The sequence below is a fragment of the Massilia timonae CCUG 45783 genome (assembly GCF_000315425.1).
GTDB classification, from domain to species: Bacteria; Pseudomonadota; Gammaproteobacteria; order Burkholderiales; family Burkholderiaceae_D; genus Telluria; species Telluria timonae.
The window spans coordinates 1,239,467-1,252,564 of sequence record NZ_JH992922.1 but is presented as its reverse complement, the minus strand read 5'-3'; the positions used below and the strand labels follow the sequence as shown (position 1 = coordinate 1,252,564).

The following is a 13,098-nucleotide window of genomic DNA, read 5'->3' as shown; positions in this document are numbered from 1 at the left end:
TGCCGTAGCGAGAGCGGCCAATACCATGTGAAAAGGACTTGGCATGCGCCTCCATCGAAACACCCCTCCAGACACCAATACCGATTTCCTGCGCCGCTACGCCCGCGGGATGCTACGCAGCGCTCATTCGGACCAGCCAAGCAAGGCCTTGCCCATCGTCCGCCGCGTGCATGCGACTGGAAAGACAGCGGATGTGCGCGTCACACAGCTCTACCACGCACGCACGACGCTGCAGCTCAAGCACATGTTCCGCACGCTGGCCGCGGAGCTGGGCTACGCGACCTGGGATGCGTGCAAGCGCGATATCGACCGCCGTCCGCCGGAAGTGCTGGACCGCTTCCGGCTCGATCTCGGCGCGCTCGGCGACCATGAACACATCTGGTTTGCGGACCAGCCGACTGCTGCGGCCTGGCAGCGCGAACATGGCGGGCGCATGGTCGAGTATGGGAAGCAGGCTGTCGTGATGCCGGCCTGATCGCACCTATTGCGAGGCCGGCACGCGCCGCAACACGTCTTCATACGGCGCCAGATCCAGATAGGCCGTCACCTCAATCGCGCGGCCGCCTTGCATGCGGAAAATCCACAGATAGCTGTTACGATAAGGCTTGCCGTCCTTCGCCACCGCTTCGCCGTCCCACTCGATGATGACGTGATCGCCATCGGCCCACAGGTTGCGGATCGTGGGCCGGATCTGGCGTTGCAGGCGGGTCGACAGCGGCGTGACCGCGCCGTCGATCAATTCCTGCTTGCCGCGAAGCACGCGCGCGGTCGGGCTGCTGCCCTTGATGGTCCAGACCACATTCGGCGCCAGCATGTCGTCGAAGAACGTCCGGCCGCCGGCGGCCCAAGCCGCGAATGCTTTATTAACCGCTTCCTTGTTGGCCTGCGCTTGCGCCGAGCCGCTGTCGGCACGCGCCGAGGACGCGGACCAGACCAGTGCAGCCATCAACACCCAGGCGGCCGCCCAACGTGACGAACCATCCGAACCGGATCGAAAGAATTTCATATCGCACTCCTTGATGATCGTTGAATGGGAAGGCCATCACGGCTCTTCCGCTTCCGGCTAGTGTGCAGCGCACGCGCCGGCGCGCGGTAGCTCGATCATCCGGGAAGCTTGCACGATCATCCGAAGATGCGGGTCAGCGCCTACGGCAGCCTGATCTTGACCACCGCATTGCCGGACGTGACATACAGATTGCCCTTGCCATCCGTGACGATGCCGCGCACGTCGGCCAGGCTGCCCGGCAGGTCGCCGGTGCGCAGGGTGGTCGACCGTGTCGAGCCCGCCACCGTCGTGACCACGCCTTCCGGCGTGATCCTGCGCACCAGGTTGTTGATCGCATCGGCTGCATACACATTGCCGCGCGGGTCGACCGTCAGCGCCACCACCTGCTCGAAGCGCGCGGCGGTGCCGACGCCGTTGTTCGATCCCCGGGCATTCGCCGCGCCGGCCAGGAAAATCATATTGTTGACGCCAATCACGCCGTTCGGGTTCCAGCGACTGATCTCGCGATCCAGGTCGAACACGAACACGTTGTTGTTGTTGTCCACCGCCACGCCGCGCGGCTCGAACAGGCTCCCCCCCGTCAGGTTGTTGACGACGGATTGGCCTTCCAGCATCAGCGTATTGTCCCCCGCAACCCTGCGCGTACTGTAGCTGTTGGTGATGAACAGGTTATCGTTAGCATCGACCGCGATCGCGCCAGGCACCACGGAGGCCAGCCGGCCGTCGCTGACGTTGTTCCCGATGGGGATCGTGGCCGTCGTGCTGACGCGTCCAGCGGAGGTAATGCTCCGGATGCGCAGATTATCGGCGACATAAATTGTTCCGCGCCTGTTCACCGCCACGGCCACCGGATTACCGAAGCGGGCATTGCCCGCGTCGCCATCGACAAAGCCGCTGGTGCCGGCCGCCCCAGCCACCGTCGTGACAACGCCTGCCGGCGTGATCTTGCGAATGACGAAGTTGCCGGTGTCCGCGACATACAGATTGTCATCGGCATCGATCGCAATACCCTGCGGCCATTTGAAGCGCGCAGCCGTGCCGGCGCCGTCCATCGTGCCCTCGATCGTCGGATCGCCCGCCAGGATCGACAGCGCGGCCTGCGGCGGGGGAGATTCGCCGCCATCCTCGTCGTCCTCGTCCTTCGGTATGCCGTCGCCACAGGCGGAGCACAGCAGCATCAGGGCGGCGGCGCCACACAGCTTGAGGCGAAGTCGGGCAGTGTCGGTCACGGAACGGCGAGTCATGAATCTCTCCAAAAAGGTCCGTCTTCGATGCTACCACGCAGCAAACTACCGGCCGCTGTTCTCAGCCATGGTAGCTGCATAAACTGCATTGCCAGTACGCCCCACGGCGTCGAAGTGACACTTTCGCCAAACAACCCACGTAATCAACGCGGCGAATTTCCCGTACTTTCTTTTCCACAACCGGCACTTTCCCGCTTGACATACGGCCAAGAGTTCCTTAAAGTCGAAATTATGTCTTTCACCCTGCATCTGTCGACCTCCCTACCAGCCGCCGGCGCGCTATCGCTGGCTGCCCTGCTACTACGCGCGTAACGCTCCGCCGTACGTCCCGGCACCGCCGGCCCCAACAGCAGTAGGATTCGCACCGATGTCTACCACGCCATTTTTCGCACCATCGCATTTTCCCACCGGGCTCGTCCTGGCGGCAGGCTCGCGCGCAGGCATTCGCCTGCTGCTAAAGCTACCGATCGGTTGCCGGGCCTAGCGTTTTCGTGGCCCGTCCGGCAGCCTGTCGCCACCTCGCAGACCCACAAGGTCGCCCAGTGACCACCCCATCAGGAGCCCCGATCATGCTGAACAATCCCGCCACCAAATACCGTCCCTTCCCCGCCGTCCCGTTGGCCGACCGCCAGTGGCCGAGCCGCACCATCACCACGCCGCCGATCTGGATGAGCACCGACCTGCGCGACGGTAACCAGGCCTTGATCGAGCCGATGAGCGTCGAGAAGAAGCTGCGCTTCTTCAAGATGCTGGTCAAGATCGGCATCAAGGAGATCGAGGTCGGCTTCCCGTCCGCCTCGCAGACCGACTTCGACTTCGTGCGCATGCTGGTGGAAGACAAGCACATTCCGGACGACGTCACCATCATCGTGCTGACCCAGTCGCGCGATGAGCTGATCCGCCGCACGGTGGAATCGGCGGTCGGCGCCAAGCGCGCCATCGTCCACGTCTACAATTCGGTGGCGCCGGTGTTCCGCCGCGTGGTGTTCGGCATGGAGCGCGACGAGATCGTGCAGATCGCGGTCAAGGGCGTCCAGCTGATCAAGGAACTGGTGGCCCAGCATCCGCAGACCCAATGGGGCCTGGAGTATTCGCCGGAATCGTTCTCGACCACCGAACTCGATTTCTCCAAGCAGATCACCGACGCGGTCAGCGCCGTATGGCAGCCGACGCCGGATAACAAGATGATCGTCAACCTGCCGTCGACCGTCGAGGCGGCGACGCCGAACGTCTATGCCGACCAGATTGAATGGATGTGCCGCCACCTGAACAACCGCGAATCGCTGGTCATCAGCGTCCACCCGCACAATGACCGCGGCACCGCTGTCGCCGCCGCCGAGCTGGCGGTGATGGCCGGCGCCGACCGCGTCGAGGGCTGCCTGTTCGGCAACGGCGAACGCACCGGCAACGTCGACCTGGTCACCCTGGCGATGAACCTGTACACGCAGGGCGTCAACCCCGGCCTGGACTTCTCGGACATCGACGCCGTGCGCCAACTGGTCGAGGACTGCAACCAGCTGCCGGTGCATCCGCGCCATCCGTATGCGGGCGACCTGGTGTTCACCGCCTTCTCGGGCTCGCACCAGGACGCGATCAAGAAGGGCTTCGCCAAGCAGCAGCCCGACGCGATCTGGGAAGTGCCGTATCTGCCGATCGACCCGGCCGACCTGGGCCGCAGCTACGACGCCGTCATCCGCGTCAACAGCCAGTCGGGCAAGGGCGGCATGGCCTATCTGCTGGAACAGGAATACGGCCTGCAGCTGCCACGGCGCCTGCAGATCGAATTCTCGCGCGCCGTGCAGCGCGTGGCCGACGAGAGCGGCCGCGAGATCAACGCGGGCGACCTGCACGCCCTGTTCGCGCGCGAATACCTGGAGCAGGACGAGCCGTATCACTACATCTCGCACCGCATGGTCGAAGACAGCGAGCACGAGGTCCAGCTCGACGTGAACGTGGCGCGCCACCATGCGCAGCAAGCCTTCGCCGGCACCGGCAATGGTCCGATCGACGCCTTCGTGAACGCGCTGGGCCTGGAGATCCGCCTGATGGACTACCACGAGCATGCGATCGGCTCGGGCGCCGATGCGCGCGCGGCCTGCTACGTCGAACTGCGCGTGGGGAATGGCCCGACGCTGTTCGGCGTGGGCATCGACAGCAATATCGTGACCGCCTCGTTCAAGTCGGTGCTGTCGGCGGTGAACCGTCACATGGCGGCGAGCGCAGAGAATCCGGCCGCGCTGGCGGCCTGAAGTTCCAGGCGGGGCGGCGCACGCCCTGCCTGCGCCGATCGATCAGCGGCGGCGCTGCGGGGCGCGGCGCGGGCCGGCCGGTCCGCGCGACTCGAGATGGCGGAACACGATGCGACCCTTGGTCAGGTCGTAGGGCGAGAGCTCCAGCGTGACGCGGTCGCCCATCAGGATGCGGATGTGGTTCTTCTTCATACGGCCGGCCGTGTAGGCGATCATCTTGTGGCCGTTTTCCAGCTCGACGCGAAAACGCAGTTCGGGCAGCACTTCCGACACGAGGCCGTTCATTTCGATCAGTTCTTCTTTTGCCATGCGGGTTCTCCTGGAGGTGCGGCGCCGGCAGGCGCCGGGCGTCGTTGATGCGGGGGGATCGTGGGGCCCGGCATCGAGCGCCAGGAGAGGGATGAAAAAAAAGCCCGCATCCTGCGGGCTTCGTTTCAAAGCATTACCGATTTATCGCCGCTCCCGCCCATGCTATCTGCGTGGTGCCGGAGCTATGGGCGCCCGCGCTATCTGCGCGGTGCGTCCGCTGTACAGGCTGACTGACATACCGAAAACACGTCCTCCGGAAAGTCGCGCACTGCACAGGCGCGGTCACGGATCGGAGGACTTTCGACCAGGCGTGGCCTGATCGAGCAGCCGAGTATAACAGCATTTTTGTGCGGCGCACAAAATAATGTTCGTACTGTCTCAATGCGGCATCGGCTCTTCGCCGTCGTCGCGGCCGGCCGTGAAGCGTTCGGCCGCGGTCGACGCATCGTCGTCGGCTCGCGAATGGACGGCCGCCTCGGGCGGATCGAGCATGTCGGCCAGCATGGCCTGCAGTTCCGGCGTGTCCCAGTCTTCGCCGGCGCGCTGCCGGCGGTGGATGTAATGCTGGATCTCGCTATGCTGTTCGGCGGTCAATGGCAGGCCGTGGAACGTGGTGCCCGGGGTCGCTTCGCGCATGCTGCCTCCTGTGCCCTGCCGATGTGGCCGGATGCACCGACTATACGCCGACGCGGGCCCGGTGGCGCGCGCTTCACGCCGTGGCGCCCGGGCCGCTCATCCGGTCCAGCATCTGCAGCGAGGCGCGCTCGCTCATCACCAGCACCAGCTTCAGGCGCGCGCGCGTCATTCCCACGAAGAGTTTACGCAGCGCGCGCTCGTCCAGCTCCTCGAAGTCGATCTCGGTGAAGATCAGCGCCGGCGCCGACTGGCCCTTGAAGCGGTACACCGACTCCGCCAGCAAGCCTCCTTCGCGAAACACCGGGTTACCGAACAAGTCATAGGCCCCGGTGAACGAGCGCAGCGTGTGCGAATCGCTCAGCCGGTCGAGCTTCAGGATGGCCGATTTTTCGCGTCCGCGAAACGCGCAGATCGCGATGTCCTGGCGCCCGAAGCCCGCAGCCAGGCACGAAGTGACGGCGCGCCGGGTCTGCGCCAGCATCGCTTCCTCGTCCCCTTCCGGATACGTCAGCTCTTCGATGTCGGCGCCCTTGAACGGGCTGCCCGCCTCCACCGGCTGGCGCGCGGCGCCGAGCGCCGTCAGCATGTCGACGATCTGGCGCGGGCTGCGGTAGTTGGTGTGCGAATGCAGGGTGACCCAGCCCGGCAGCGGCACCATCGCGCGGCCGTACAGGTTCTGGTCCGGGTCTTCCATCCAGATCGCGCGCCCGCCGGGCTTGAGCATGCGCAGCACGATGTCGCGCCAGGCCACCGAGAAATCCTGGCCCTCGTCGACGATCACCACGTCGAACTGCCAGGTCTCGGGCAGTTCGGCTCCCGTCATCGACGTTTCGATCTTGTCCCAGACGTCCGCCGCGCCGTAGTCGGGCGTGACGTCCTGCGCGCGCAGCCAGGCGTCGGACAGCATGTGGAAGGTGGCCACCCGCCCGCCGGCCGGGACCAGGCGTTCGATGTGGTCGGCCAGCGGCCGGTTGAAGCAGACGTAGAGCGGGCGCAGGCCGGCGTCGAGCGCGGCCGTGTATTCGGCCAGCGCCAGCTGGGTCTTGCCGCTGCCGGCGGTGCCGATCACGTGCAGGCGGAACGGAGAAAATTCCAGCCGCCGGGCCCATGTCGCCAGGCCGCCCGACAGCCGCGTCACCATCTTTACCGCATTGCCGATCATGGCGCTGGGATCGGGCCGCAGGTTCAGCGTGTCGCCCAAAAAGCGCGTGACCTTGTCGAAGTCGTCGGTGCGGTCCGTGACCGGCAGCGACTCGCGGATCACCCGCGCCAGCTTGGGCTTGTTGGTGGCGTCGATGATGTGGTCCGGGTCGATCCCGGCCAGCTGCTGGTCGCGCACGATGTAGTCGGGGCAGTACAGCAGATAGTCGACCGACAGCGTGCCGTGGTAGCGCTTGGTCAGCCCCTCGATGGTCGCCAGGATCTGGCTGCGGATCTTGCGCGGCTTGCCCTGGTAGCTTTTCACCAGGCCTTCCGGGGTCTCGTTCAGGAAGCCGGCGACCTGCTCGATCACCAGGATGCGGCCGTTCGGGGCGAGGACGATGAAATCGACGTCGCCATACACCGAGTAACCCTGCTCGACATTGGTCCAGTGCACGCCGTGGTAGATGACGTAGGGGGTGTCGGCCAGGCGCTGCTCGAGATACGTCAGGGTTTCGATCTCGCGCGCGGCGGCGCCGGTGACCGCCATCTCGCGCCAGCCGGCTGGTTGAATATGGGCCATGGTGTCCGCAAGCGTTAGTAAGGTGGAAACTATTGTAAGTCTGTTTCCATGATAGTCACACACCGTTGTCCGGGGAACGCATTCTTGGGCGGGAATGCGACCAGATCGTTGCCGAAGTGAAAAACTTATTGTCGCCTGGCGGCAATCCGGTGCACACTTTCGGGAATTACGCTTAGCGTCAGGGTCTTCGTGCATTTTCCTTTCGTTCTTACAGCAATTCCAGCGCTGCGCCTGTGGACGTGGATGCTGCTGTGCGTGCTGTGCCTGACGCAGGCGCCGGCGCAAGCTGGCGAGGTGCATGCCTTCAATGGAAGCAGGGTGAAAGGTTGCCAACTCGACGGCAAGGCATACACCTGCGGCAACCTGCCCTCGAGCGCATGGGACGACTCGATGGCGATCGCCAACGGCTACAGCGTCCATATCAGATCCAGTATCAGTCCGGGCTGGGACTATGGCGTGTCGATGTCCGGCAGCGCGCGCCTGAGCAGCGGGGGTTCCATCAACCTCAACGGGATCAACCCGGAAAAGATCAGAATCTCCGGGGGTTCGTTCGACGCGGCCGGCGAGTTCTCCCTGACCAGGCCGGTCCGCGTGACCGCCAACGTGACGGCCGGCTCCATGACGCTCGGGGGCGAAGCGGGCTTCCAGATCACCGGCAATATGGTCTCGAAAGGCGCGGTGTCGGTCGCCACCAGCGCCATCGTCAACGGCTCGGTCAGCGGCGGCCAGGTCACCGTCGGCTCGTCGGTCAGGATCAGCGGCGGCCTGGCCGGGACGGGAGCCGTGTCGATCGGCTCCAGCACTACCATCGGCGCGGGAGTCAGCGGTTCGTCCATCACTGCCGACTCCTCGGTGACCGTGACCGGCAACGTGGCGTCGGCCGGCGAGGTGTCGATCGGCTCCAGCGGCATCGTCAACGGCTCGGTCAGCGGCGCCCAGGTCACCACCAACTCATCGGTCAAGATCAGCGGCAGCGTGACCGCGACGGGGAAGGTGTCGATCGGCTCCAGCAGCACCGTCGGCGCGGATGTCACCGGCACCTCCATCACCACCGACGCTTCGGTCACGATCACCGGCACGGTCAAGGCCAGCGACGTCCTGACGGTCGGCTCCCATTCGACGATCCGCGGGCCGGTCAGCGGCACGAACTCGATCACGCTCAACTCCCCGTCGACCATCGTCGGCACGGTGAGCTCGAAAGGGCCGATCACGATCGGCTCGCACGCGAACATCGATGGCGCGATCAGCGGCACCGTCGTCACTACCGGCTCGCCGGTGACCCTGAAAGGCGATATCGTCGCCACCAGCCGCTTCACGCTGGCGTCGGGCAGCACGGTCAACGGCAATATCACCTCGCCTGAAATCGAGATGTATGCGGCCAGCAGCATCGTCACCGGCAAGGTCACGGCGTCGACATACCTCACCATGGGACACGCGGTGCGCATCAACGGCGACGTCGACACCGGCCAGCTCAAGCTGGAAGCCTCCGACGCGCTCATCAACGGCAATGCGGCGGTCGACTTCGCGACCCTGTACTGGCATGGCCGCGTCAGCGAAAAGATCTTCTGCAAGAAGGGCACGCGGCCGGGTTACTGCGATTGCGTCGACAACCAGAGCGACTATCCGGTCAATACCGCCAACGGGCCACGCTGCGAGGCACCCAAGCCGGCAGCCGGGGCGCTCGACCACTTCCTGATTTCGCACGATGGCAGCGGCTCGGTGTGCGCGCCGGAATCGGTGACGGTCGCCGCCTGCGCCAATGCCGATTGCAGCAGCAAGTTCACCGGCGGCGCGCAGGTCAAGCTATTCCCCGGCAACGTGAGCGCGGACACCGGCAGCACCGGCACGGTCAAGGCGACCGTCTCGCGCCACACGGTGGGCTCCGAAACGCTGCGCCTGACGTCCGGCGGCACCACGCCGGTACGCTGCATCCGCAGTACTCCCGGCGAGAACAGCGTGAATAGCTGCGACATGAGCTTTGCCGGCGCCGGCTTCGAGATCGAGGTCCAGCCATTCAGGGCGGGCGAGAGCATCCAGGCGATCATCAAGGCCCGGGAGAAAAGCGACAACACCGACTCCTGCGTCGCCAAGTTCAAGGAACAGACGATCGACGTCGAATACAGCTGCGCCTATGTCCGGCCGGGCACCGGCGGCGAAGCCCTGAACGTGACCGGCGGCAGCGGCATCGCCCTCGCCTGCGCTGCCGGCAAGGCGCAAACCCTGGCGACCTCGTTCGACAGGTATGGCGACGCCAAGGTAACGCTGGCCTACGAGGATGCCGGTGAGTTGGGCCTGAAAGCGAAGTCCGGCGAAGTGGAAGGCGAGGCCACCTTTGGCGTCGCACCTTACAAGTTCGGGCTCACACCGCCGGCAGGGCCGATCCACGCGGGCGATACGTTCGATGTGGCAGTGTCGGCGCTCAGCAAGAACAACAAGGTCACGGCGAACTTCGACAAGGCGAAGCTGCCGCCTAGCGCGACCATGACGAATATTTCCCTGAACTGCGTGCGTCCGGTCGGCGCCATAGCCGGTCAACTCACGAAGAAAGCATTCGAGTTCGGCGAAGGAAAGGCCACCGCGGCGGTGTCGTGGAACGAAGCCGGCAGCCTTCAGCTGACGGCAAAGACGGAGACGACATTCCTGAATACCGGCTTGGACACCGTGGGCAGCACGCAGGCCACCAACGGAACCGACCATTGCACCAGCGTCGGGCCGGTCATTCCAAAGTACTTCCTGGTCGAGCAGTTCAACGAGCCACGCAAGCCGCTCGACTTCTTCTATGCGGGCGAGCCGATTCCCGTCAAGGTCACGGCAATGAACGCCGCGGGCCAGGCGACCGAAAACTATTCGGACGGCATCGTCAGCCAGACTGTCACGCTCACTGCCTACGACAAGGAAGGCAAGACAGCGAACCCGAACGGCGGTGTCCTGGGATCCGCGACGATCGCGGCGAGCGCCTTCGCCAAGGGCGTGGCGCGCGCCAATCCCACCTATTCCTCGCCGGCCGGCGCCAATGGCAAGCGACTGCCGCTCGCGCCCGGCGTGATGCGCCTGCGTGCGCAGAACGCCGACAATACGGTCGGCTCGGGCGGCGACGATAGTCATGAAAAAGCGCAGCCGGAAATTCGCAGCGGGCGCCTGCGCATCGCCACGCTGTTCGGCCGCGCCGGCTCCACGCTCGATCTACCGGTCACGGTGGAATACTGGAGCGGCGCCAGCTGGCTCCTCAACAACAGGGATGACTTCACCATCGTGCCTGCCGCGGCCATCGCCCAGACCTCGCATGCCCACGCCAACGGCAGCGGCGCCAAGCCCAAGACCCAGGTCTTTTCCGATCTGAAGCTCGATGGCGGCAAGGCCAAATTGCCAGTCCAGGGCGATGCGGCGGGCTGGATCGACATTGCCTTCAACCTCGGCATCGACACCACGCACGACCAGTCCTGCCTGAAGGCCGACCCGATCCGCACCAGTGCTGGCGCCAAGCTGCCCTGGCTGCAATCGCTCGGCGGCTGCGCCGATCCATCCGGCCGCGCCACCTTCGGCATCTTCGCGCCCGAGAGCAAACGCATCATCCACATGCGCGAGGTGTTCAATTGAAGCGCGCATGGCGGCGCCAGGACGGCTTCTCGATGGTCGAACTGATCACGGTGATGGTGCTGATCGGCGTGCTGGCCGCGATCGGCATTCCGCGGCTGATGGGCGGGAACAGCATCAATGCCGTCGTCTTCGGCGACCAGGTGGCCAGCGCCTTGCGCACCGCCCAGAAGAGCGCGGTGGCCAAGCGCCGCATCGTGTGCGTGACGACCTTCGAGCGGCGCATTGAACTGCGCATCAGCACGGCTGCCGGCACGGCCGCCTGCAACCTGCAGCTCGACGGCGCCAACGATGGCGCCTTCGACAGCAACGATGGCAAGGTCAGCATGAACAACCCGCAGCCCGCCCTGTTCTTCCGTCCGGACGGCACGGTCGCCGCCGCGGCGGGCAATGCGCCGCTCGCGGGCTTCGACATCACGGTCAGCGATTCGAGCGGCGTGCGGCGCACGATCCACGTCGACGGGAGGACCGGCCTTGTCAATTAAGCGCATGGCCGGGATGACCCTGGTCGAGCTGATCATCGCCATCGCGATCGTGGGCACGGCGCTGGCCGGCCTGGTCGCGGCCTACAACCGCGCCAACGTCGCCAGCGCCGACCCCTTGATCACCCAGCAGATGCTGGCGATCGCCGAAACCATGATGGAAGAGGTCATGCTCAAGCCCTACGTCACAGAGGGCGGCAGTGCCGCACAGCCTGAAAACCGCGCCGACTATACCGAAGTCACTCACTACAACGGATATGCGACCAGCGGCGGCATCGTCGACGTGGCCGGCGCTCCGATCGCAGGCCTCGACCGCTACGACGTCGCGGTCAGCGTCACACCGGCAACGCTGACGGACATCGCCGATGCAGACAATGTCCGGCGCATCCAGGTGGTGGTGACGGAACGCGGCGGCCAGCAATTGCAGCTCACCGGCTGGAGGACCAGGCCATGACAGCCATGAAGCGCCCCCTCGCGCGCGGCTTCACGCTGGTCGAGCTGATCGTCGTCATCGTCCTGATCGGCATCATCGGCGGCGTGCTCGTCCTGCAGCTGCTGCCGGCGATCCGCAGCTACCTGCTGGTCGGGCAACGCGCGGCGCTGACCAACCAGGCCGACACGGCCCTGCGCAAGATCGTCGGCGAAGTGCGCAGCGCGGTGCCCAATTCGCTGCGGCTCGGATCGTCAACGTGCATGGAACTGGTGCCGACCAAAGACGGCGGCCGCTACCGCATGGGTCCCCACATCGAAGGCAACACTGTGGCCGGCGACTTCCTCGACGATACCGAAACCAGGGACCGCTTCGACGTGCTGACCGACTACGTCAATGCGCCCGTGCCGGGCGATGCCATCGTGATCGGCAACCAGAACACGAGCGACGTTTATGACCAGGTGAACGTCGGCATCGTCAATGCATCGGGCGCTCCCACCAACGCCGCCACCGGGGTGTCCAGCATCACCCTCGACGCCCCCATCCGGGTCCCGCCGGGCTATGACGGCGGACGTTTCGTCATCGTGCCGAAGGACGAAAAAGTCGTCACCTACCTGTGCCTCGGCGCGGAGCTGGCCGGAGGCACCGGCGCGGGCAAGCTGTACCGCCTCGCCGACGCAAGCTTCCACTTCAACGAAACCTGCCCGGCAGCGGCGCCGGCCGGCGCCGCGCTGGTGGCGGACAAGGTATCGCATTGCGCCTTCATCTATTCTCCCAACCAGGGCGCGACCCAGGAAAGCGGCTTCATCCAGCTGCAGCTGACCCTGAGCGACAAGGGCGAGTCGGTCCCGCTCACCATCGGCGCCCACGTGGACAACGTGCCATGAGCCAAGCGCGCCCCCAATCCGGCTTCGCCTATATCGCGGCGATCGTGTTCCTGGTGGTGGTCGCCGGGATCGCGGTGGCCCTGCTGCAGCTGACCAATACCCAGCAGGCCACCGTCAACCAGTCCCTGCTCGGCGCCCGCGCCGGCCTGGCGGCGCGCGCCGGCATCGAATGGGTCTACCAGGGCCTCGGCAGCCGTTGCACGCAAACGGGCGCCGCCACGGACCTCGGCGATTTCGTCGACGACAGCGGTTTCCGGGTCACGGTCACCTGCTCCTACCGCGTCTTCCGCGAAGGCCAACACCCCGGCGCCAACGGCGAGCCGGAAGCGACCGTCAAGCACATCTACACGATCCAGTCGGTCGCCTGCAACCGCAATGGCCCCGGCGCTTGCCCGGACGACGGCAGCGTCCCACGGCCGGACTACGTGGAACGCAAACGGGTCGCCACCGTCTGCATGACTGCCGATAATAATCCCTGCTACTAAATATTATCCGCAACGAAACAATGATGGTGGTTTCGCAGGAATGATCTTTTTCC

Annotated in this window: 12 protein-coding genes; 7 read left to right on the top strand and 5 right to left on the bottom strand. The window is 65.3% G+C overall.

The features are described from left to right. The first annotated feature begins 43 nt into the window (after positions 1 to 43). Positions 44 to 475 carry a hypothetical protein gene (locus HMPREF9710_RS05335; RefSeq protein ID WP_005664560.1) on the top strand — a complete coding sequence of 144 codons (432 nt, stop codon included), beginning with the start codon at positions 44 to 46 and terminating at the stop codon, positions 473 to 475. A gap of 6 nt (positions 476 to 481) precedes the next feature. Here HMPREF9710_RS05335 and HMPREF9710_RS05330 read toward each other — a convergent pair whose 3' ends face one another. Both HMPREF9710_RS05330 and HMPREF9710_RS05325 read right to left on the bottom strand, forming a co-directional pair. Beyond that, complete coding sequence (locus HMPREF9710_RS05330) at positions 482 to 1,006, bottom strand: nuclear transport factor 2 family protein (RefSeq protein WP_005664558.1); 525 nt, start codon at positions 1,004 to 1,006, stop codon at positions 482 to 484. A 140-nt stretch (positions 1,007 to 1,146) separates the two neighbouring features. Then, on the bottom strand, positions 1,147 to 2,250 hold the full coding sequence (locus HMPREF9710_RS05325; RefSeq protein WP_005664556.1) for an NHL repeat-containing protein: 1,104 nt from the start codon (positions 2,248 to 2,250) through the stop codon (positions 1,147 to 1,149). A gap of 566 nt (positions 2,251 to 2,816) precedes the next feature. On the opposite strand from HMPREF9710_RS05325, the gene leuA reads away from it, so the two are divergent. Then, positions 2,817 to 4,499: a 2-isopropylmalate synthase gene (gene leuA, locus HMPREF9710_RS05320; protein WP_040775737.1), complete on the top strand. Its 1,683-nt coding sequence runs from the start codon at positions 2,817 to 2,819 to the stop codon at positions 4,497 to 4,499. Positions 4,500 to 4,541: 42 nt separating this feature from the next. Here the strand turns inward: leuA and infA are convergent, their stop codons facing one another. From infA to HMPREF9710_RS05305, 3 genes are all read right to left on the bottom strand, one after another. After that, a complete protein-coding gene (gene infA, locus HMPREF9710_RS05315) occupies positions 4,542 to 4,808 on the bottom strand; it encodes a translation initiation factor IF-1 (RefSeq protein ID WP_005664553.1) in 267 nt (88 codons plus the stop codon). Between the two features lie 378 nt (positions 4,809 to 5,186). Next, positions 5,187 to 5,444, bottom strand: coding sequence for a hypothetical protein (locus tag HMPREF9710_RS05310; protein WP_005664552.1), 258 nt, complete (start codon positions 5,442 to 5,444; stop codon positions 5,187 to 5,189). Positions 5,445 to 5,517: 73 nt separating this feature from the next. Beyond that, complete coding sequence (locus tag HMPREF9710_RS05305) at positions 5,518 to 7,167, bottom strand: ATP-binding domain-containing protein (RefSeq protein ID WP_005664551.1); 1,650 nt, start codon at positions 7,165 to 7,167, stop codon at positions 5,518 to 5,520. A 243-nt stretch (positions 7,168 to 7,410) separates the two neighbouring features. Here HMPREF9710_RS05305 and HMPREF9710_RS05300 point away from each other — a divergent pair, with 243 nt between their 5' ends. Genes HMPREF9710_RS05300 through HMPREF9710_RS05280 form a run of 5 tightly spaced genes read left to right on the top strand, consistent with a single transcriptional unit; the run spans position 7,411 to position 13,045 of the window. Next, complete coding sequence (locus HMPREF9710_RS05300) at positions 7,411 to 10,764, top strand: DUF6701 domain-containing protein (protein WP_005664550.1); 3,354 nt, start codon at positions 7,411 to 7,413, stop codon at positions 10,762 to 10,764. Further along, positions 10,761 to 11,246, top strand: a complete 486-nt coding sequence (locus HMPREF9710_RS05295) for a GspH/FimT family pseudopilin (protein ID WP_040775049.1) — start codon at positions 10,761 to 10,763, stop codon at positions 11,244 to 11,246. Before HMPREF9710_RS05300 ends, HMPREF9710_RS05295 begins: the two co-directional genes overlap by 4 nt. After that, the gene (locus tag HMPREF9710_RS05290; RefSeq protein WP_005664548.1) at positions 11,236 to 11,697 is read left to right on the top strand and encodes a type II secretion system protein; all 462 of its coding nucleotides are present in this window, start codon (positions 11,236 to 11,238) and stop codon (positions 11,695 to 11,697) included. The genes HMPREF9710_RS05295 and HMPREF9710_RS05290 overlap by 11 nt, the downstream gene beginning before the upstream one ends. A gap of 5 nt (positions 11,698 to 11,702) precedes the next feature. Further along, the gene (locus HMPREF9710_RS05285) at positions 11,703 to 12,560 is read left to right on the top strand and encodes a prepilin-type N-terminal cleavage/methylation domain-containing protein (protein WP_051205024.1); all 858 of its coding nucleotides are present in this window, start codon (positions 11,703 to 11,705) and stop codon (positions 12,558 to 12,560) included. Next, a complete protein-coding gene (locus HMPREF9710_RS05280) occupies positions 12,557 to 13,045 on the top strand; it encodes a hypothetical protein (RefSeq protein WP_005664546.1) in 489 nt (162 codons plus the stop codon). Before HMPREF9710_RS05285 ends, HMPREF9710_RS05280 begins: the two co-directional genes overlap by 4 nt. Positions 13,046 to 13,098: the final 53 nt, after the last annotated feature.